The 21,724-nt window shown below is 29.3% G+C and carries 22 protein-coding genes; 4 read left to right on the top strand and 18 right to left on the bottom strand.

Features of this window, described 5'->3' with window-relative positions; translation table 11 throughout:
• Positions 1–133: 133 nt before the first annotated feature.
• Both CD034_RS02005 and CD034_RS11540 read right to left on the bottom strand, forming a co-directional pair.
• Positions 134–511: an SA0632 family lipoprotein gene (locus tag CD034_RS02005; RefSeq protein WP_002449557.1), complete on the bottom strand. Its 378-nt coding sequence runs from the start codon at positions 509–511 to the stop codon at positions 134–136.
• 70 nt (positions 512–581) lie between these two features.
• A complete protein-coding gene (locus tag CD034_RS11540) occupies positions 582–725 on the bottom strand; it encodes a hypothetical protein (protein WP_330981606.1) in 144 nt (47 codons plus the stop codon).
• 376 nt (positions 726–1,101) lie between these two features.
• On the opposite strand from CD034_RS11540, the gene CD034_RS01995 reads away from it, so the two are divergent.
• On the top strand, positions 1,102–1,791 hold the full coding sequence (locus tag CD034_RS01995) for a DUF1129 family protein (RefSeq protein ID WP_002455652.1): 690 nt from the start codon (positions 1,102–1,104) through the stop codon (positions 1,789–1,791).
• Positions 1,792–1,976: 185 nt separating this feature from the next.
• Here CD034_RS01995 and CD034_RS01990 read toward each other — a convergent pair whose 3' ends face one another.
• The 3 genes from CD034_RS01990 to CD034_RS01980 all read right to left on the bottom strand — a co-directional run bounded on the left by CD034_RS01990 (position 1,977) and on the right by CD034_RS01980 (position 4,748).
• Positions 1,977–3,197, bottom strand: a complete 1,221-nt coding sequence (locus CD034_RS01990) for a sugar efflux transporter (RefSeq protein ID WP_103288085.1) — start codon at positions 3,195–3,197, stop codon at positions 1,977–1,979.
• Between the two features lie 46 nt (positions 3,198–3,243).
• Positions 3,244–4,098, bottom strand: a complete 855-nt coding sequence (locus tag CD034_RS01985; RefSeq protein ID WP_002455654.1) for a LysR family transcriptional regulator — start codon at positions 4,096–4,098, stop codon at positions 3,244–3,246.
• A gap of 92 nt (positions 4,099–4,190) precedes the next feature.
• Positions 4,191–4,748 (bottom strand): ribonuclease FAU-1 family protein, encoded by a 558-nt coding sequence (locus CD034_RS01980; protein WP_002449585.1) that lies wholly within the window; start codon positions 4,746–4,748, stop codon positions 4,191–4,193.
• 215 nt (positions 4,749–4,963) lie between these two features.
• Here CD034_RS01980 and CD034_RS01975 point away from each other — a divergent pair, with 215 nt between their 5' ends.
• The gene (locus tag CD034_RS01975) at positions 4,964–6,067 is read left to right on the top strand and encodes a 5-methyltetrahydropteroyltriglutamate--homocysteine S-methyltransferase (protein ID WP_049418598.1); all 1,104 of its coding nucleotides are present in this window, start codon (positions 4,964–4,966) and stop codon (positions 6,065–6,067) included.
• A 108-nt stretch (positions 6,068–6,175) separates the two neighbouring features.
• On the opposite strand, the gene CD034_RS01970 is transcribed toward CD034_RS01975, so the two are convergent.
• The 5 genes from CD034_RS01970 to CD034_RS01950 all read right to left on the bottom strand — a co-directional run bounded on the left by CD034_RS01970 (position 6,176) and on the right by CD034_RS01950 (position 11,145).
• A complete protein-coding gene (locus CD034_RS01970) occupies positions 6,176–6,667 on the bottom strand; it encodes a cupin domain-containing protein (protein ID WP_049335017.1) in 492 nt (163 codons plus the stop codon).
• The gene (locus tag CD034_RS01965; protein ID WP_103288084.1) at positions 6,667–7,383 is read right to left on the bottom strand and encodes a YebC/PmpR family DNA-binding transcriptional regulator; all 717 of its coding nucleotides are present in this window, start codon (positions 7,381–7,383) and stop codon (positions 6,667–6,669) included. The genes CD034_RS01970 and CD034_RS01965 overlap by 1 nt, the downstream gene beginning before the upstream one ends.
• A 144-nt stretch (positions 7,384–7,527) precedes the next feature.
• Positions 7,528–7,887, bottom strand: coding sequence for a transcriptional regulator, SarA/Rot family (locus CD034_RS01960; protein WP_002449574.1), 360 nt, complete (start codon positions 7,885–7,887; stop codon positions 7,528–7,530).
• Between the two features lie 149 nt (positions 7,888–8,036).
• Positions 8,037–10,175, bottom strand: coding sequence for a helix-turn-helix transcriptional regulator (locus CD034_RS01955; protein WP_077699608.1), 2,139 nt, complete (start codon positions 10,173–10,175; stop codon positions 8,037–8,039).
• A 301-nt stretch (positions 10,176–10,476) separates the two neighbouring features.
• Entirely contained in the window at positions 10,477–11,145 is a 669-nt protein-coding gene (locus CD034_RS01950) for a Bax inhibitor-1/YccA family protein (RefSeq protein WP_002449555.1), read from the bottom strand.
• Positions 11,146–11,589: 444 nt separating this feature from the next.
• Here CD034_RS01950 and CD034_RS01945 point away from each other — a divergent pair, with 444 nt between their 5' ends.
• Positions 11,590–12,384, top strand: coding sequence for a LysM peptidoglycan-binding domain-containing protein (locus CD034_RS01945; RefSeq protein WP_002488573.1), 795 nt, complete (start codon positions 11,590–11,592; stop codon positions 12,382–12,384).
• A 69-nt stretch (positions 12,385–12,453) separates the two neighbouring features.
• Here the strand turns inward: CD034_RS01945 and CD034_RS01940 are convergent, their stop codons facing one another.
• The 7 genes from CD034_RS01940 to CD034_RS01910 all read right to left on the bottom strand — a co-directional run bounded on the left by CD034_RS01940 (position 12,454) and on the right by CD034_RS01910 (position 19,891).
• Positions 12,454–13,458, bottom strand: a complete 1,005-nt coding sequence (locus CD034_RS01940) for an inorganic phosphate transporter (protein WP_002449135.1) — start codon at positions 13,456–13,458, stop codon at positions 12,454–12,456.
• A gap of 14 nt (positions 13,459–13,472) precedes the next feature.
• A complete protein-coding gene (locus CD034_RS01935) occupies positions 13,473–14,090 on the bottom strand; it encodes a DUF47 domain-containing protein (protein WP_002449132.1) in 618 nt (205 codons plus the stop codon).
• 261 nt (positions 14,091–14,351) lie between these two features.
• The gene (locus CD034_RS01930; RefSeq protein ID WP_002488578.1) at positions 14,352–16,241 is read right to left on the bottom strand and encodes an FtsX-like permease family protein; all 1,890 of its coding nucleotides are present in this window, start codon (positions 16,239–16,241) and stop codon (positions 14,352–14,354) included.
• The gene (locus CD034_RS01925; protein ID WP_037556016.1) at positions 16,231–16,992 is read right to left on the bottom strand and encodes an ABC transporter ATP-binding protein; all 762 of its coding nucleotides are present in this window, start codon (positions 16,990–16,992) and stop codon (positions 16,231–16,233) included. The genes CD034_RS01930 and CD034_RS01925 overlap by 11 nt, the downstream gene beginning before the upstream one ends.
• Before the next feature lie 253 nt (positions 16,993–17,245).
• Positions 17,246–18,286, bottom strand: coding sequence for a sensor histidine kinase (locus CD034_RS01920; RefSeq protein WP_002449136.1), 1,041 nt, complete (start codon positions 18,284–18,286; stop codon positions 17,246–17,248).
• Positions 18,279–18,953, bottom strand: a complete 675-nt coding sequence (gene graR, locus CD034_RS01915; RefSeq protein ID WP_002455663.1) for a response regulator transcription factor GraR/ApsR — start codon at positions 18,951–18,953, stop codon at positions 18,279–18,281. The genes CD034_RS01920 and graR overlap by 8 nt, the downstream gene beginning before the upstream one ends.
• A gap of 14 nt (positions 18,954–18,967) precedes the next feature.
• The gene (locus tag CD034_RS01910; RefSeq protein ID WP_049431266.1) at positions 18,968–19,891 is read right to left on the bottom strand and encodes an NAD(P)H-binding protein; all 924 of its coding nucleotides are present in this window, start codon (positions 19,889–19,891) and stop codon (positions 18,968–18,970) included.
• A gap of 93 nt (positions 19,892–19,984) precedes the next feature.
• On the opposite strand from CD034_RS01910, the gene CD034_RS01905 reads away from it, so the two are divergent.
• A complete protein-coding gene (locus CD034_RS01905; RefSeq protein WP_049431268.1) occupies positions 19,985–20,491 on the top strand; it encodes a GNAT family N-acetyltransferase in 507 nt (168 codons plus the stop codon).
• A 134-nt stretch (positions 20,492–20,625) separates the two neighbouring features.
• On the opposite strand, the gene CD034_RS01900 is transcribed toward CD034_RS01905, so the two are convergent.
• Entirely contained in the window at positions 20,626–21,693 is a 1,068-nt protein-coding gene (locus CD034_RS01900; protein ID WP_002449130.1) for a YkvI family membrane protein, read from the bottom strand.
• Positions 21,694–21,724 lie beyond the last annotated feature (31 nt).

Genomic DNA, 21,724 nt, shown 5'->3' with positions numbered 1-21,724 from the left:
AATTATGTACTGAATTTTATTATTATATTTTTAAACTTTATTTTCAAATATATGGATATTATATTCAAAATGTATTTAAATACTATTACCCTTCTTATTCTATCGCCAAACCTGTAGCCTTTTAAAACCTATATTAGTTACTCTTTGTAGACGAACTAGAACTTGTATTATTATTTGATTGTTCACTATTTGAGTCACTACTTCGTTCTTCAGTACTACTAGAACTTTCATTTGATAAATTCGTTTGTTTTGAGTTATCCTTTTTGGATTTTTCAGTTTCTTGTTTAACTGATTCTTTGGCAACAGAACTATCTACTTCTTTTTGTAACTTTTCTCGTTGCGCATTGAGCTTTTCTTTTTGTTTCTCTAGATTATTTTTTTCATTTTTTAAATCTTTATTTTCTTTTTCTAGCTGTTTAATATCATTTTCTAAAGATACTTTTTCTTCACTTTTACCACATGCTGACAATATTAAAGTCGCTAATAGTAAAAGTACAATCCACTTCTTCATATATTTCTCCTTTAAATATATCAATAACACTTATTTTAACATGAAATGTGGCTTGATTCATTTTATTATTTTAAGTCTTTTCGCATTTGTTTATTATTGGCCTCCACTGTACTTTCGATAGAATGAGCATTTTTTCTATCGCCCATTGTTCTAATGTCAGTTTTAAATTAGTAGCTATCCCACTGTTTAGAAAACGAGGGTGTGTATATAACATTTCAATCGTTACCACTTTCGTACTCGTTTCAAATTGATCTCAAGTGAAAGCAAAAGGTTCTCTAAAATCATGGTTTAACTCAATAACATAAATAATATCTTGGTTCATTTTTAATCTTCTCTCAAACATTTCTTGTCTTAATGCTATAGAAAGTGTTGTAGCATGATAATTTAATGCACTTTTTCTAAGTAATATTCATGAATACGTGCAATATTCTCAATTAATTGATAATTAGTCATTGAAAGAACTCTCTTTTTATATTCTCCCTATTTATACATTATATTCTTTACATAACTATGATATGATTATTCATATTTAATATGTAATAATCAACTTTTAAAATTTTTAAACATTTTTATTTTTAAGGGGATAATAAATGAAATCGACTGCAACATTAGCCCGTGAAAACAACGTAAAATCAATGCGTTTAAATAATACGGATCGAGAAATTTTTGAAAACTATATGACTTATATTAGAGCAGATTTACGTGTAAATCCACATGATAGTGAACTCATGCTCAATCGTATTTTGAAAGAGTTACTTGCCGCAGAGAAGGATGGAACTTTAGCTCTTGAATTTTTCGATCATGATCCAAAAGCACATGCTAAAAAACAACTTAAATCCCTACCAAATGAAACAATTAAAAATATTGTTAAATCTATTTTTAGAAATTTTATCTTTTTAGTGGGTATATTCTTTTTCTTTAAAGGGTTTATAGGTTTTTTTATTCCTGATAATCATAATGAAGTATATTTATATACCTTTCCCATTACGCTCTTCATTGGTTTAGCTATTATATTTCTCTTTATTTTAGTCGTTTTTAAAACTGTTCAATTACAGTGTTTTAATAATTCGCATTGGATTTGGTGGTTTAATTACTGTATTATCGCATTACTAGTAGTAGCACTGTTTTATGTGTTTTTTATTCCACAGTCATTTTTGGCATATGGACCTAGTATTCGAATTAATAATTGGGCTTTTATTATCATCTCTCTAATTATTACACCTATTGCTTTCTATATAGAACATCATTTTGTTGATGAAGATTCAAATACTGTGTTATAAAAATATTAAATAAGAGCCTAGAACATTATTCTCAGAAAAATAACAACTCATTGTGCTATATATAAACAAAATAATTATAAAAAAGACCCTTTTTCTATTATTTCAATAGAAGAAGTGGTCTCTTTCATTTGTCGAAGGATTTAATGTCCTAGACTTTTATTTTCATACATCATCATTTCTATTAATTATTGTATATTCATACTTGAAGATGTAAACTTTTGATCTTTAGTGAACAATATTAAAATCATCCCAATAAAAATAGATAAGGCAGAAACATAAAAAACGTTTTCTAATCCGACCCAATGACTCATTACGCCCCCTAATAAGTTTCCACATAATTGTCCTATTACCATTGCATTAGCAAATAAAGTCGAAGCATAACCAGGAAAGTCAGGTAATATATCTTGGAAATAACTAATACCCAGTCCTAATAAAATCGCTAAATAAAATGCTAAAAATACTTGTCCTATCATCATCATATATATATTTTCAAATATACCAATACTAAAATAGAATAGACCACCACTTATGGCTCCTAGTATAAGCAAAGTGCGTGTAGATAATTTGGATGCTAAAATCCCCAATATAACCATAAAAGGAACCTCTAAGCCGGCACATAAACTTGCTAAAGTACCTACATAACCTTCTCGTTCTTTCAAATATTCTGTAACGAATAATGGCATATTCATTGTATACATCCACTGACCAATATGTAGAAGTATAAAAGCAATAAATGGAATAAATAAAGTTTTATCTTTTAACATATTAGGTGCAGTTATTTCAATACTAGCAGTATCTTTAACTTGGTCGTTTATAGTCAGATTTAAATCCTTATAAAAGAATATTTGTAACAACAGTGTAAATAATAAAATGATAACCGTGCCGCCAAATAGCCCTGCATAACCCATAAATTGAACGAGGTATGCACCAATGAGTGGACCAAATAAAAAGCCAAAAGAGAACATTGATCTTAATACAGTATTAGCAAATTTCGCATTATTTCTTGATGAAGACGCATTAATAGATTCTCTAGCGGATGCATATAATTGGGGCATTGCAGGTGCGAATAATCCTTGAAATATCGCATATACTATAATAAATAGCCATATATGATGTATGTAAAAATATATAGAAAAACTAAGTGCCCCCATAAATAGTGCGCAAATAATAAGTATTTTCCGATTAAGATGATGTGTATCTGAAAATCTAGCAACAATCGCATTTACAGTAAATTGACTTACTGCAGCCAAAGCCAAAAGCACACCAAACTGATTTGTCGACATTCCTAGTTCTTTTGTTGCGAATAAAACAAAGTATGGCACTGTAATGGCAATACCCATTCCTAAGAGCATCATATTAATAAGAAATAATTTATAGTTTTTAATATGCAATAGTGCTGAAAACATATACTATACCTCTATTCTTCTTTTAAATTGCAATATTGATTAACTATTATTTAGTAAAATTAAGCATTAAAGATACAAAAGCATCAACTTGTGGTAGTTGCAATATACTACTATCATAACTCATATACGTTGAGCGGATTAACGGAAGACCATCAATGTTGACTTTTTCAAATTCAAATACGTGATGATCAATATTCTTCATCATTATTTCTGGAAGAATAGTTACGCCTACACCACTTATTAGCATTTCTTTACATGTTGCCACTTGATCTACTGTAATAGTAGCATGATAATCTTGTCCAAATTTTTCACTATACCAATGATTAATTTGATTTATATATATTGGATCTGCTTGAAATTCAATAAATGGTAATTTTGAAACATCTTCATGACGTTCTTTTGGATAAATAAAATAATGTTCATCATCAAATAAATGGATATTTTTTAAATTCATTACTTTATTCCCTCTAGTAATTAAAAGGTGATAATCTCTATGATTAGACCTAATTTGCTCTGTTGAACCCACTTGAACCTGTATTTCTACATTAGGAAATTGTGTATTATACAAACTCAATACACGGGGCAATATTGTTTGTCCAATTAAAGATGAACATCCTATAGATATGGTTCCATTTACTTCTCCTATATGTGCTTGTATTTTATCGAAAAACATTTTTTCTCGATTCAACATATCACGTGCATGTTCGATGATCATTGCACCTTCTGTAGTAGTAATCAATTGTTTTTTAGTACGAATAAATATTTCTACTCCAAACGCATGTTCAATTGTTTTTAAGCGTTGCGTGACTGCTGGTTGTGATATATATAAAATTTCAGCAGCTTTTCTTAACGTTTTCGTTTCATCTAATGTAATTAATAATTGATAATCTTCAATTTTCATAGCTTCCCCCTTATGTTTATCCACGAATACGGCTATGATGGTAAATAAAATTGATACTATTTCATTATTGTTTTAGTACTAAAGAAATATAATTACGCTTTCTTATGCTTATTTAATTTACCTATCATCTTTTTATAACAATGCATAATTCGATGATGTATCTCTGCAAAATTGTCATCAATCTCAATCATCAATTGATGCGCGATAATATAGGCTTCATGGAATTGTTTCTTCGTAATTTGTCCATTTTTCAAAGCTAGTTCTAAATCATGTTCATCTACTAACTCATATTCACCAGTAGATGGTAAAACCAGCACATCTAAAAATAAATCTAATGTTCTCGCGTTCCCTTTTTGAGTAATATTTTTAATGTTAATATCAAAATAGTACTCTAATGGATTCCCCTTATCATCAAACATTGCAGTAATACTATAGCGTTTTTTTTCCGGCAGAATTTGTAACCATTTATAGTTATTATCTACTACAACTACATTTTGATCGACCACCGTCACCTCTAAAGGCTCACGCACCTTTTTCATCGTGACCAAGCCAATAATACCTTTAAACCTATTATTATTTACCTTAACTTCTATGTAATCACGTTCAATTAGGCGACGCCAGTGACGTTTATCTATGTATTTAATTTTCACAAAGCCACCAACTCCTTGTCATTATTATATTAAACTAAGTAAACCATGTCATCTTATGGCATGTTTTATTACTTTTAACATATAAATTATTTAAATTTTCAATTTCATTTTACTATAACTATTAAATTTTTAGGTAAAATTGACAAAAACACTAAGTTTTGATAGTTTTATTCTATATTATCTGAAAATTCTAAATAAAAGGAGCGTTTTTAATTATGACAGTTAGACCTTTTCGAGCAGATCACGTGGGAAGTTTATTACGTCCTAAGCGCCTAAAAGAAGCACGATTTAAATTTAATAATAACGAATTATCTTTAGATGAATTAACACGTATTGAAGATGAAGAAATCGAACGTATTATTGAAAAACAAATTGAGATTGGTTTACATAGCATTACAGATGGAGAATTTCGTAGAAGTTGGTGGCACTTTGATTTTCTAGAGAATATTAATGGCGTTGAAGGATATACTCCTGATCATGGATTAGAATTCGAAGGTGTAGAAACACGTGCACATAATGTGAGAATTGTGGACAAAGTATCATTTAATCCAAATCACCCACACTTTGAACACTTTAAGTTTTTATATAAAAAAGTGGCTGGTCGCGCAACTGCTAAAGTATCAATACCTAGTCCAAATCAATTGTTCCATCCTAATATTTTAAACGAAACGATTTATCCTAATATAGAAGATTTTGCAAATGATATTGCAAAAGTTTATCATGAGACGTTACAAGCATTTTATGACTTAGGAGCACGCTATATTCAATTAGATGACGTATACTGGGCTGGTTTAACTGACGGTACTCAAAAAGTGAGAGGTCGTCAACGCTCTGAAGATGAAAAACTAAAAGCACGTGATTTAGCCTATAAAGTGATTAATAAAGCTATCGAAGGACTACCAAATGATTTAATTCTGACTACTCATATTTGTCGTGGTAACTATAAATCAACTTGGGCAATTTCTGGAGGATATGAAGCCATCGCCCCTTATCTATTTAAAGAAAATTTAAATGGTTTCTTTTTAGAGTATGATGATGAACGTTCAGGTGATTTCGAACCGCTTCGTTTCTTTAATGACAATGCTTATGCAGTTCTAGGACTGATCACCTCTAAAACAGGTGAATTGGAAAATAAAGAAACAATTAAAAAAAGAATTAAAGAAGCAGAACAATATGTAAATATTGACCATATCTGTATTAGTCCACAATGTGGTTTTGCTTCTACAGAAGAAGGCAACGCTCTAACTGAACAAGAACAATGGAACAAATTAGCCTATGTTGTAGAATTAGCTAATGAACTTTTTGGCACTGCTGAATAGAAAATGGTCAGAAATGTTGTCCTCTATCTCTTTTTAAAATAAATCTTTTTAAAAAAGACACTTCATTAATGTAGTTATACTTAACTCGATTAATGAAGTGTCTAATTATTAATACTCAATGTTTTTCAATGCATATTTTTGAATCATTCGGCGATATTGTGGATATGCTTCTGTCAACTCATCTTGTGTGAATAATTCAAAATACTTAAATTCAAATGCAGGTTGACACATACAGCCTACTAAACTATAACCTTCCGAATGAGGTACACTCGAAGCAAAAATGGTTCCTTTGGGAACAACATATTGTAGTACTTCTCCATGGTCTACATTTGGACCTAACAAGACACTACGATATTGGCCATCTTCAGTTAACATATGTATCTCTAGTGATACACCAGCATGATAATACCATACTTCATCAGCATCTATACGATGAAAATGCGAAATATCATCTGCTTTTAATAAGAAAAGTATACTACTAAAAGATGCCCTTTCATCTTTCTTTACACCCTCCGGTCGAATAGTTTCTTTATAATATCCACCTTCTGGATGAGATTCCAAGTCTAACGATTGTATCCAAAACGAAGCCGTGTGTTTCACTATTTTAAGTCCACATTATGGAAAACATTTTGAACATCTTCTAAATCTTCAAGTGCATCAATAAGTTTTTCAAGTGTTGCTTGATCATCTGCTGAAAGTTCAATATCAGTCTGAGGTAACATTTCAAACTCTGCAATTTTAAAGTCTTCTACACCTGATTGACGTAGTGCCTCTTGTACTTGTGCAAATTGATCAGGTTCTGCATACACAATCGTCAAGCCATCTTCTTCAATAACGTCTCTTACATCTACATCTTGTTCCATCAATGTTTCTAGGACGTCATCGGCAGATTTTCCTTCGACACCAAACGTTGCAGTATGGTCAAACATATAAGCCACTGAACCAGATACACCCATATTACCACCATTTTTTCCAAATGCTGCTCTAACATCTGATGCTGTACGATTCACGTTATTAGTTAAGGCATCTACAATAAGCATAGAACCACTTGGACCAAATCCTTCATAACGTAGATGGTCATAATTTTCATCTCCACCGCCTTTAACCTTATCGATGGCTCTATCTATAATATGATTTGGAACAGAATATGTTTTTGCTCTTTCTAGCACAAGTCTTAATGCTTGATTTGATTCAGGATCTGGCTCTCCTGATTTAGCTGCTACATAAATTTCTTTACCAAATTTTGCATATATTCTACTAGTATTTTTATCTTTTTGGGCTTTTTTTTCTTTAATATTATTCCATTTACGTCCCATATTGTCATCTCGCTTTCTTACTCAATAATACTTATTATATAGTATTAATAATTTATTGTCTAAATTGAAAAAAACGTTACTTCCTTATAAAAAATAAAATACTGACAAAGCATCCCCTTGTCAGTACTCTCCCAATTCATTTAGTTAATTATCTAAAAATCTTTCTACATCATTAAATAAAGCATTAAATTGATCAATATTAGATTTGTTCATATAGATAAAAATTTTACGTTCATCTTCTGTTGATCGAACTTTACTTAATTTCTCTTTTTCTATTAATCTGCGTATAGAAACAAGTAATTTTGTTCTACTTAATTCTAGTTCTTCAATTGCAACTTTTAAGAATGTTTGCATTAAAATTTGATCGTCTGCTGTGTATTCATAAGCTAATTTTAATAAAGCTAAATCATTTAAGGTTAGTTTGTATTCTTTCTCTATATATTCAGACAACGCTTTATATTGTTTATAGATTTTCAGCAAGCGATTTAATTCATCGTTACTCAAGCATTTGCACCTCCAATAAAAGCGAACAATTCAACATATATTATCCTTTAATTTTGGAGTTCTGTCTTTTGCATTTGTTTTGAATTTTTTGTTAAATTTACCAACAAACTCAAATATTGTTGTGTAAAACTTTTTTGAGATGAAATTTATTATTTATATATCTCAATTATATAAAGCCCGTTATAATCAAGTTTAATTTGTAATGCCTCTTTATTAAAGTTGTGTTCTCTAATTTTAAAAGAAGGATGTAATAAACGATTTACTTTCTTCAAGAATGTTTTAGACCATTGATAACGATTACGTATGTCTTCAGTAATAATATGATTAATATTGCCGTTATAATCATCAATCTGTTGAATTTTTATAAGATGATTTTTATTTGTCTTATGTTTAAAATCTACATATATATCAGTTTTTTCATAATTAGCATTTCGTGATTCACTTTCTAGAACACGCCAATCATATATAAATAGTATGAATTTATTTTCTTTTTCAATCACTATATAATGATCTTTAATGTATTTTGGTTCTTGACTAAGCGTCATGATATGTGCCATCATTGTTCCTAATATTGTTTTAAAACCTTTTTCATCAAAAAGATGTAAAGCATTAAATTGATGACTATCCTGTCTAAAATTGAAACCAATACCGTCAAAGTGTTGAGCTGATTTAATATTTGTTTCTACAATTAACGGGGCACTACTATTTAAGTCATTATACTCACTATTTAAAAACACATGATTTTCAACGTTTAAAAATATGATTCTTTGATTTTCTAAATCAATGTGATTTAAAATTTCACGTATATTTTGATAATGTAATATATTCTTTACTAATAAACGATTATTACCTTCTATTAAATAGGGTTGATTTAGTTTTGAATTATCAATAAACAGAAATTGGAAATTCACTCTTTTAATTTGCGATTCTAAAGTTTTAAATAAAACTGGATTATTTAGCAATTTGCTAATTTCTAATCCAAAAGAAAACCGATTTGTTTTATGTTGTATTTTTAATATCATACGATAAATGGCTTTTAGATCAATCTTTTCTAAATCAAAAACAATACCTAATTCATGATTTACATTTACTTCAACTTGGTGTATTTCAAGATAATCTAATACATTTTCATATGTCATTTCAAGAAAGTTAATTAGGTTTAAATCCTCAAGTTTAAAACTTATATTTAGATTTTTTCTAATAATATATTCAAATATTCGCTGAAGTTCTTTAACAGTGAAGTGTTCTTTTATTTCCTTCATATCCACTCTTACATAAATCATTAATGATGGACTCTCGTCAAGATAATCTATATATTTCTCTAAAAATAACAGTTTTATTTCTTCAATCGTATTGATTTGTACTACACATTGATAAGGTTTGATAAACGTATCTAATTTTGCATCGAGATATATTTTATGTTCTGTTTTCTTTTGATAATAATATTGTTGTGACAGAATCATATCTCTTATATTTTGTAGACTATCATCAATATGAGTTTCATAATCCATAAAAATCATTTTTTCATATTTATTACATGATCTATACTCATTTGGTGTCATTCCCATATAACTTTTGAACGTTTTAGAATAACTTGATGCATTACTAAACCCTACTTTTTCGCTAATTAAACTAATCGTATCATCTGTTTTCAATAATAATTCAAATGAATTTGCAATCTTCAAAGTGTCTACATAAGTTTTAAAACTAATATTTAACAACTGTGTAAATTGTGATGATAAATTAGATTTAGATGTAAATAGATTAGATGAAACGTCTTTTAATGTTAATTTCTTTTCAATATTTTCATTAATATAGTCTAATACTTCACTTAACTCCCCATAATAAGCATAATTATATTGATCATTAGCAATATCTATTTCAACACTACCTTGTCTTCCAATAATTTGAACAATGTCAACTATGTATTTGTTATCTTCTGAAACAGATTTATGATTAATATGATTCATTGTTATCTGTAATAATGCTTTTTTTATTGCATTAATAGATTTAACTAAATTAATTGAATATTTATAATCAAAGAAATTAAATCCTTCTTCTTTAAACCAATCACTTGCAATATAAATCATTAATGTTTTCTCATTATTATTAATTGAAAAAATATCTTTATTGTTTATGACGTAGATATCATTATTAATCGTCACTTTTTTGGCAAAATGTTGAATTTCTAATGAACCTTCTATTGGGAACAGCAATATGATACCATCTTGACAACGTGTCATTTGATATTCATGCTTAGTAAGTACGTGAAAATACCCATTAGACATATACTAACCTCTTTCTAATCTTGGTAGTCCTTCTTTTAATGTGTTTATATAAAAATGCTAATTTATAAGTGTTTAAATGTAAATCTATCACAACATTAATACTAAATCAAAAATATGTATAAAATTAAATTAAGTTTGATTTTGTATTAAATATATTTCATAATTATTTAAAAAAGATGCTCTATAATTGCCTTCTTACTTTAATAAAATAAACAGCTTAGACTACTCTTTATTTAAAATGTTTTGAAAACAATATGAGAACATCTTTTCTAAATATTCAACTTATTATAAATATGAATGTCTAGTTTTTAAAGCGGTTTGCTAAATTCAATATATCTTTAATGATGTTTAATAAATTAAGAAATAAATTAAACCCCATTTCTCTTGACGTAAATCTACCATGTTTCATGCGATTAAAATCAAATAATGTATATAGTAAAAACAAGACTAAACTAACCATTGTAATAACGATATGGAATATTGAATTATGAATAAATAAGCCAACTAGACTAGCAATAATAAGGGCAATTAACGTTACAAATAAATATTTACCTAAGCTAGAAGCATCATGAATAACAAAATACCCCAATATTCCAAATACAATGAATGCTATAATGGCTAACAATATATTTTTATAAAAAACCTCTGCTCCTAAATTTTGCATATACATTGAAAATGTTGCATACGATAATAAACCAATAATAATAGCATAGATATGCGAAATAATAAGACCATATTTACGTGCTCTTTTAATAAATAACGTCGCTAATACAATGACAAATAATGTAATTGATAAAGGACGTCGCCATTCTACAGGCAAATATTGACCTAAATAACAGCCAATCCCAAAAATAAGCCAATAATATGTAAAAAATAGCCAAACTTTACGATATGCATGGTTTTGTCGAGTATTATCTTTTGAACGTACGCTCTGATGTTGATGATTTACTAAATTTGAAGAACTTGACATCTTATACTCCTCTTTTAAATAGTGTCTTACAAATATTGTACAATATTTGTTGGGAATACAAAAATAGTATAATTTATTTACTTTTAAGTAAGCATCCTATCAAGAAAATATAAAAATTATTACAAGTTTAAATCATTAAACACAATTCAACCTACTTCTTACATGATACGTACTTGCTTCAATTTTACTATAAGAAATATTACAAATTTCTTTTTAAAAAAATTTAATTTTATCTAAATAAAACTGTTAAAGACTACTGTATCAAGGTTTTTATCTATTTACAAAAAATAGTATTACTTTTAATAATATTACAAGATAATAACAACCCACATATTCTTATATTTTTTTGATAGTATATGCATGTGATATAAAAAGATGAATTATACAAATTTAACAATATTAAATTCTAAAAATAAATTTTAAAATTCAAGGAGGATACGTAGTTTGAAAAAGTTAGCTTTTACGTTGTCTATTGCGTCAGGCGCTGTAGCATTTTTCTCTCATCATGCTGAAGCATCAACACAATATACTGTTCAACCTGGAGATTCCTTATGGAGTATTGCAAACAAATACAATATGCCTGTTGATGAGCTTAAACGAAATAATCACTTAAATGGTAATTTAATTTTTCCAGGACAAGTACTAACTATTAATGGATCATCTACTACTACATCAAGTAGTTTATCAAGTAAGGCTTCTACTACTTATACTGTTCAATCTGGTGATTCACTTTCTCGTATCGCTAATAAATATGGAACTTCAGTTACTGACTTAATGAATGCAAATAATTTTTCAAATTATTTAATTTACCCTGGTCAAATAATAAAAATTCCAAGTAGTTCGAGTACTACAAACTCATCGTCTACTACTGCTTCTCAAAGCACTGGTTATTCTTCACCAACCTTTAACCATCAAAATTTATACACTGCTGGTCAATGTACGTGGTATGTATTTAATCGTCGCGCTCAAGCTGGATCACCCATTAGTACATATTGGTCTGATGCTAAGTATTGGACTTATAATGCTGCTTCAGATGGTTATATTGTTAATCATACCCCTACTGTTGGATCAATTATGCAATCGACTGCTGGGTATTATGGCCATGTAGCATATGTGGAGCGTGTGAATCCAGATGGTAGTATTCTAATTTCAGAAATGAATTATACATATGGGCCTTATAATACAGATACTCGTGTGATTCCTGCTTCATTAGTTTCTAGCTATAACTATATTCATTAATATGATTCAAACCACAAAATAAGCTTGAGACATGTTTATGTCTCAAGCTTATTTTGTGGTTAATTTACCTTAAAGAAAAATATTTAAAATCCAAAATATAATTGCTGCTAAAATAGCAGAAATTGGCAACGTAATAATCCATGTAATAATCATACGTTGAGCCGTATTCCACTTTACACCTTTTGCACGATTTGACGCACCTACACCTAAAATTGATGACGATACAACATGTGTAGTAGATAATGGGAAGTGTAATGATGAAGCAACGAAAATCGTTAATGCTGAAGATAAATCAGCAGCTGCCCCATTAGCAGGTCGTATTTTCATTATATTTCCGCCTACTGTTTTAATAATTTTCCAACCACCAATTGCAGTTCCTAGACCCATTGCTGTGGCACAAGCAATTTTAACCCATAATGCTGGTTCCACATTCGTTGGATCTTGTAAATTCGCTACAATCAAGGCAAGAGTAATAATACCCATTGATTTTTGAGCATCATTTGTACCATGTGAAAATGATTGAAGCGCTGCAGTAAACATTTGGAAAAAGCGGAAATTACGATTTGCTCTCGTAAGATTCGCATTTTTAAAAACAATTTTAACAATTGTATACATGATAAAACCAACACAAAATGCGATAATTGGTGAAATAATTAATACAATGATAATCTTAGTAAAACCTTGGTAATGTAATACTGTAAACCCCTGTGCAGCTATTGCAGCTCCAGCAATAGCGCCGATTAAGGCATGCGATGAAGAACTTGGTATACCATATAACCAAGTAACCAAATTCCAAACAATAGCAGCAATAATAGCCGCTAATACTACTACTAGACCATTTTGTAACTTAAATGGATCTACAATATCTTTAGTAATTGTTCCAGCTACCCCTGTAAAAGTAAGTGCACCTATAAAGTTCATAACTGCAGCTAGAAAAATAGCTGTTCTTGGTGTCAATGCACGTGTAGAAACCGCAGTAGCAATTGCGTTTGCTGTATCATGAAAACCATTGATAAAGTCAAAGACTAGAGAAAATACAACGATAGCTATAGTGATGACTAATACATATTCCATAATTTAAAACTCCCTTAGCTATTTTTCATGATAATTGTTTCAAAGTTGTTAGCAACAGCTTGACATTTATCAGCGATATTTTCTAAGCTTTCGTAAATATCTTTAATTTTAATTAAAGTGATTGGATCTGTTTCACTATTAAAGATATGTTTAATTGATTGTCTTAATATACCATCACAATTTGTTTCAAACTCTTTAATATTAATTGAATGAATTCTCATGTGAGATAATTTTTTATCAACAAGTAAACCAACTGCTAATTTCATTTCAGCGACAGCTTTTTGAATATTGTCAACAAATTCAGCCATATATTCATCAGTATATTCAATTGAATACATTTCAAACATTCCAGATGTTTCTTCCATTGCATCAAGTACATCATCGATTGCATTACACAATGATAGAATGTCTTCTCGTTCGATAGGAGTGATAAATGTTTGATTTAAGTCGCTAATGACCTTGTGCATAAGTTCGTCACCATGTGACTCGTACGTTTTAATGTTATCAGAATAAGCTTTTAAATCTAAATGGGTATTAAAATCCATTTTCCCGAATTCTACAGCTGCACGGTCCAGATTAAATACCATTTCTTCTAATTGAACCATAAACTTATCCTTTTTCTTAGTGAACATTATAATGCCTCCATTTTAGCGATTGCTATCAATCACACGTTTATTATTTAATTTAAGACAATTTAAAAATGAGCTACATTTACAATAGCTTATTTTAAAACATTATTTAGAAAGCTTTTGTAAAGTTTATGTAAATATAATGTTATACCAATTACGATACACTTCTACTTAACACCTAATTTGTCTCTAATTGAAAATATCATAATTTTTTCATCTCTACAATAAATTTACAAATTCTTTACAAACTCGAAATATTCTCTCTTAAATTGAGTGATTGATTGTTCGCTTAGAATGATTATAAGCAATAAATGCAAACATACTATATACTATTGTATAAATAATCATAACTATAAAAATGGACATTTGATTTGTAAATCCTATAAATTTCATAAATACAAGTGCTGCAAAATATGCATGCAGCAAAGCAATAGCCAAAGGTAGTCCAAAGTTAAACGCCACTTTCAATTTTAGACCTCTAGCCATGTCTTTTTGAGTAAAACCTAATTTACGTAATATTGAATAATTTTCTAATTCATCTTCAGTTTCATCAATTTGTTTAATATAGATAATACATCCAGTTGCTATAAGAAATGCAATACCTAAAAAAGAACTTACAAATAATAAAATTCCTGTTAAACTTGAAATTTCGCTTGCTATCTGACTTCTAGTTTTTAAATTCTGATTCATGTGATTGATAGTCTTTTCTAATTTAGGTATATCTTTTGTATGTTTTAAATCAAAACCATGTTGAGAAATGATGTCCTTATTTTTAACATGTTGTTTTATAAATTGATAATCCCCGTTATTAAGCACGAGTGTCGGTCCACCTAAATCTACACTCTCTTTAAAATAAACTTTATGAATCACTTTTTGAAGTTGAACTTTAGTATGATGTCGCTTCGTGCCAATCATTGTTGTTCCGTGTGGCCGATGTTTAGTTAATTCAGGAATAACATCTTCTGGGATAATTAAATCTGCTTGTCCTTTTTTCAAAGAAATATTTGAAAAGTAATCTTCACTTGTTATAGTCACCGAATAAGGTCTAGCTGCATTTACATCAAATAGATGATCTTTATATAAATGCGTGTACACTACTTGCTTATAATTATAGTTATATGCAATATGCTGTTGCTCTAATTGATATTTTAACTTCTCGGACAAGGTGTCGTTATTCGTTGTTACTTCATACGGTGATTCTAATAAAATTTCTTTACTTAAAGATCCTCGACTAATTGCTGCAAAACATAGGACAGATACAGTAATAGCAGAAATAATAGAAATGATTGTTAAAGAAAAAGCATTCTTTCTAATCCTAAACATTAATGAAGAAGTGAAAATAACATCATTTACAGTTACATTTCCACTTTTAAATGATTTAATTATTTTTAATATTAGAGACACTGAACTTCTGAAAAAGAAATAGGCTCCGATCACAGTTAAAAATAAAATAATAAAAGGTAATACGATATCATCTAATAATTCAACAAATCGTGTGGATAAATAATATCCTGCCAAAATGAAAACAATACCTAAAATTCCTAGAATAATTTCTCCAAATGTAATATGTTTACCTGTTTCATCTATATATTCTTCAGACTCCATTAATTGTGTAACAGAATATTTATTTAAGAAAATGATAGCTTGAAGAATAATTAAAATATATGCAATGATTAAAATAAATAAGGTTTGAATTATAGCGTCTACACTAAAAATAAGCGATACCGAAGTATGTATACCTAATAATTTCAATATAATCATAAGTAAAATTTTAGACCCAACAATCCCTATAATCATACCTAAAACTGCAGTGATCAAGAAAATAAACAATTGTTCTAACATAAACATATAAATAATACTTACTTTATTTAACCCCATAATCTGTAATAGTCCCAATTCGTAACTTCGTCTTTTAATAAAAAGAATATTGGTATACATAATAAAGACAACGATGATTATAAATAGAAAATAACTTCCTATTTTAGAACCCTCTCTAATAATAGATAAAGACTCATGTATATGGAGATGATGAACATATTTAATCGTAATAAAACTAAAATATAAAACAGTACTAATGACTAATGAAAACATATAAATAGCATAGTGCTTAATATTTCTTAGGAAATTTCTCCAAATAATATAGCTAAAACTCATAAACCTTGCCACCTAATATACTTTGGGCTCTTAATATTTCTTCATAAAATAATTGTTTATTATCTTGTCCTTGATAAATTTCAGTAAATATTAAGCCATCTTTCAACATTACAACACGATTAGAAAAACTTGCTGCAAGTGGATCGTGTGTAACCATGATAATAGTTACATCATAGATTTTATTTATTTTTTCAAAACGTATGAGTAAATCTCTAGTGTTCTTAGAGTCTAAAGCCCCTGTTGGTTCATCCGCAAAAATAATTTTAGGATATGTAATAAATGCACGCGCTGCAGATGTTCGTTGACGTTGTCCCCCTGAGATTTCAGACGGATATTTATCACTAATATCATATATATTAAGCGCTTCAGTAATTTGTCTATAACGTTTATTCATTTCTTCCTTATTTAATTTAAGTACTGATAAAGGCAACATAATATTTTCTTTTACAGTAAGTGTGTGTAATAAATTATATTCTTGAAAAATAAATCCAATATCTTTTTTTCTAATTTCTGATAGTTCCCTATTTGATAACTTTTCCAATTGTTTTCCATTTAGTATGACAGATCCTTGTGATAAATAATCTATTGAACTTAAAACATTAAGTAATGTTGTTTTACCAGAGCCAGAAGGTCCCATAATTGAAACAAACTCTCCTGTTTCAATGTTTAAATCAATACCTCTTAACACTTCTTGTATCGTTTGTTTTGTCCCATATGTTTTAACAATTTGCTTTGCTTGTAATATTGTCAATTTAGAATGTCCCTCACTATAATATATTTTAACTATTGAATGATATAGATGAACCTGAGACGTCATTATAAAGTCTCAGGCTTCACCCAATGTTCTACTCATTTATGACACTAAAATGATATTTCCATACGCTTAATTTATGTATTTACTTTAAATATTATATAAGTTTTAGTTCAAACTTTTTATAGTAAAGTCCAATATCTTATTTCTATAAAGCGAACAATTATACTTATACTCTATTTTAACAACACTATTATGATAGACTTAATTTCTCTTGTGACATTCTTTCTATGACTTCGTTTTGAATAGGGAACGTTAAAATAAATGTTGTTCCTTCTCCCACCGTCGACTCGACCTCTACTTCAATACCTAATGGATGTCTTACACTTTCTACTAAGTATAAACCAATTCCAGAAGAAGTTGTTTCATTACGATTTGCGGTAGAAGTATAGCCTCTTTCAAAGATACGTGGTAAATCTTTAGCGCTAATCCCACGTCCATAATCAGTAATTTCTAAAGCGATATGGTCTTTTTTAGCTAACGATCGAATAACAATATCTTTTCCTTGAGAATATTTCAAAGAATTAGATAAAATCTGTCTAATCATCATGCGACACCATTTTACATCTGTAAATACTTCTGGATTCGTATCAAATTCTAATTCATAGCCAATACCTTTAACTTGACTGATATGACGAGTAAGTTGAATTTCTTCTATCACTAAACGTTTTAATGGTACTTTTTCGAAATACATATCTCTATTTTTAGATTCAAGACGTGTTAAATAAAGTTGCTTGTCTAATAATTCATTCACTCTTGACCATTCATAAAGTAAGGCTTTCTTACGTTCCATATCTTCAGCTTGATCAATTAATAATTTCATTGCTGTAACAGGTGTTTTAATATCGTGAACAAATTCAGTTAACGATTGTTCCGACGCTTGTATATGAATTTGTTGTTCAGTAGCTCTTTCTTTGTGAAACAATAATTTACGATATAAATAGTCCACCATTTCTTGTTGAAATGGATTCTCAGCTAATTCTTTGTGTTTAATTTCTTCGATTTCCTTATTATTATAAAAATGTTGATATAATTTTACTTCTCTTAAAAAAGTAAAAACAAGAAATATACAAGTCAAACCTATATTTAATAGGACAATGTATGCTACACTTTCAATTGCCATGTCATAGTCTATATATGCCATCCCTAAAAATACAAACTGTAAAAATATAATCCAAAATATCCAATTACTTCGTGTTTTAAGAAATAGCCAAAACCATTTCACATTACTCATGTGCCATATATCCTTTACCTACTTTTGTTTCAATTTCTGTTTCCATACCGATCTCAGATAATTTTTTTCGTAATCGATTTACATTGACTGTTAATGTGTTATCACTAACAAACGCTTCGTCATCCCATAACGCTGTAATTAATGTATCTCTAGTCACAATTTGATTTTGTTTTTGAATTAACATTTCTAAAATAATCATTTCAGTTTTAGATAAATAAATGATTTTATCGCCTTTTTGAATACTATCTTTTGAAAGATCGACTAGTGCATCTTGCCAATTTAATGTACGTCTTTCTTCTACGCCAAATTGATATACGCGTCGATAAATTGCTTGTAACTTCGCAATTAGTACGTTGGTATGAAAAGGCTTTTGCATATAATCATCTGCACCTAATTCCATACTCATCACTTGATCCATAGGATTATCACGTGACGATAAAAATAAAATAGGCACATTAGACACTTGTCTAATTTGACGACACCAATAGAATCCGTCATATTTAGGTAATTGCACATCCATTATAACGATTTCTGGCTGAACATTATGATATGTTTCCATTACGTTACTAAAATCATTGACACCATAAACAAAAAAATCCCAATTTTCTAATTCTTTCTTTAGTTGTTGAAAAAGCGTCTGATCATCTTCTACTAATAATATTTGCATATGTTTTCATCCTATCACTTTGTATATTTCATTTTTTCTCCTGATTGCATACGTCCATTGAAATGCCTAATACGACAATCAATTTCAAACCCTCTCATAATTAAACTTTGTACGGGAGCTTGAAAAAAATAATAGAGTGGCCATAACAATTTAGGAATATAATCATATAGTTGAACAATTACTAAACGCGTTCCTTTAATTTGACGAAATTCCAATTTCCCTTGTTTTTTAGAACGTTTTTTTATAATTGACCCGCCTACTAAATTAAATGTAATTAAACGATTATCATTTACTTCTTTTTTCATTACTAATAGAGGCTTACACTCGTTACGAGCATATATTATATATCGATTTTCTATATATTTCGTGTGTAAAAATGTACCACGTGTATCATTCAGCCATTTAAAAAAATAAGCGACTAATTGTTCCAAAGACCATTTCCTAGGTAATATCATTCTTAATGCTGTCCGTATATCATTATATTTAGACATTTGTAACTCAACATTAATATGAGAGCGCTTGATATAGGTCTCAGTCGTTTCTACAGGAATACCATAGTTTTTTAAACACTGGATTGTCTCATTATCAAAGCGACTCCCCCTTACGTACAAAATTTTATTTATTCCTTGTTGTGCTGCTGCCCTTGCAAAATTATCGGCTGCAATGAGATTTAAATCACGTGCCGTTGCTTGAGTAAGCTTGGCAGAATTTTTATTAGGATCTAAATAAAATACTGCAATATTCATCCCTGACATTGCTGATTTAACATCTTCATAATTATAAATATCTTTTTTTAGCCATTTTATATTATGATTAAATTCTTTTTTTGTATTTGGATATTTAGATAAAGCAAACAAATTTGCATCATTTTCTATCGCACTACTAATATTCTTACCTATATATCCACTACCACCCGCTAATAATACATTAGGTTTCATTATTCTGTTACTCCTTTTTAAAATTCTAAATATGTATATTTTTTAAATAATTGGTATAATGTATGTTATATTACTATCTCAGGAGGAAGCCGAATGGCTCATATTATTCGTGAAATTAGTATAAAAGATACTGAAGCTTTGACAACATTATTAACTAAAATATATGATGAGTCTGATTATACACTTTATAATCCTGGAGAATTTAACCCTAGTGTGTCTTCTATTAGTAACCTTCTAGAGCGCATCATCACTTCTCCGAGAAATACCATCTATGTAGCTGAAGAAGATGATCAACTCGTTGGATGTATATTCGTCACTACTGAAAAATACGAGCGTACACAACACGAAGCAGTTATTACACTTGGCGTTACTAAATTGTATCAAAAAAAAGGTGTTGGACTTGCTTTAATTAATGCTGTTGAAGCTTGGGCTCTTAACCATAATATTAAACGTCTTCAAGCTTCAGTCGTTCCTGAAAATACACACGCAATCATGCTACTTAAAGGCGCTGGATTTAATATTGAAGGCGAACTTAAAAATAAATTACTGATCAACAATCAATATTTTAATAAATATATTATGGCTAAATTACTACTTTAATTACAATATGTATTATACGCTACGTTCAAAATGCAAAAAAGCAATTCGTGTTAATTACACGAATTGCCTTAGACTGTCTATGAGTTATTTAACTTTGTAGGCAGTTTTTTTATGGAATATTTATTTTATCAATTTTAAGCAATGTGATCTTTGTTATCACTTTTACGTAAATAATATTTAATAAGCACTGCTACTACAATAAATAATCCAACTACGCCCATAATGTTATATAAGAAGTTGATTAAGTCTGCAAAACCAACGAAACTTAAAATAAAGGCTGCAATCATCATAATAATAATAAATATATGATATTTTTTACTGTATGGCTCAGTGAAACGTGCAGCAAACGAATAAGTCAATCCTAAAATAGTATTATACATTACTGCTAACATAATCACTGTTAAAACTAATCCAAGCCATGGATGAATTTCATTCGCCAATTTTAAAGTTGGAATTTGTTCATTTTTAATTTGTGGATATTCTGATTGTAGTGCAAAGTTAATCAGTGCAAGTAAAACAGTATACACTACACCGCCAAATAAAGCACCGGCACCAGATACTTGACGTTTAGATGCATCTCCACCAATCGCTACAACCGTACTAAATCCTACAGCAAAAGCTAATCCACCGTACATTAATCCTCTAATAATACCTAAGAATAAACTTGGGTGATCTACTGTACTATTAACTTTACTGATAGAGATACTTCCAGCAAATAGATAATATATAGCAATAAGAACTACCATGACAATCAAGAATGGTGTAACGAAACCTAACGCTCTTACGATCTTATTAAAGTCTAATAATAGTGTTAAATAAATAACGACCGTCATAATTAACGCGCCAAGCCATGTAGGTATACCAAAACTTTCTTCGAACGTTGCGCCTGAACCTGCAATCATTGTTACAGCAATTCCAAATAAGAAAAAGACTAGAATATAATCAAAGATTTTACTAAATTTTTCACCAAATAAATATTGTAATGTTGATTCATGATTTGTTGCTTCAAAAGCCGTTCCAATTTTAGCGACTTGTCGCCCTATAAATCCTAAAATTAATCCTGATATTAACACGCCAATATATGACCATAGACCATAAGGCGTGAAGAATTGCATTACTTCTTGCCCTGTAGAGAATCCTGCGCCTACTACAATCCCCACATAAGCAAAACCTATTTTTATAGATTCTTTATTCAACCCCATGTATTGATTAACCTCCTTATTTTTGACACAT

Source organism: Staphylococcus hominis subsp. hominis (assembly GCF_002901845.1).
GTDB classification, from domain to species: domain Bacteria; phylum Bacillota; class Bacilli; order Staphylococcales; family Staphylococcaceae; genus Staphylococcus; species Staphylococcus hominis.
The sequence above is the reverse complement of the archived record's forward strand: the minus strand, read 5'-3'. Positions and strand labels throughout refer to the sequence as shown.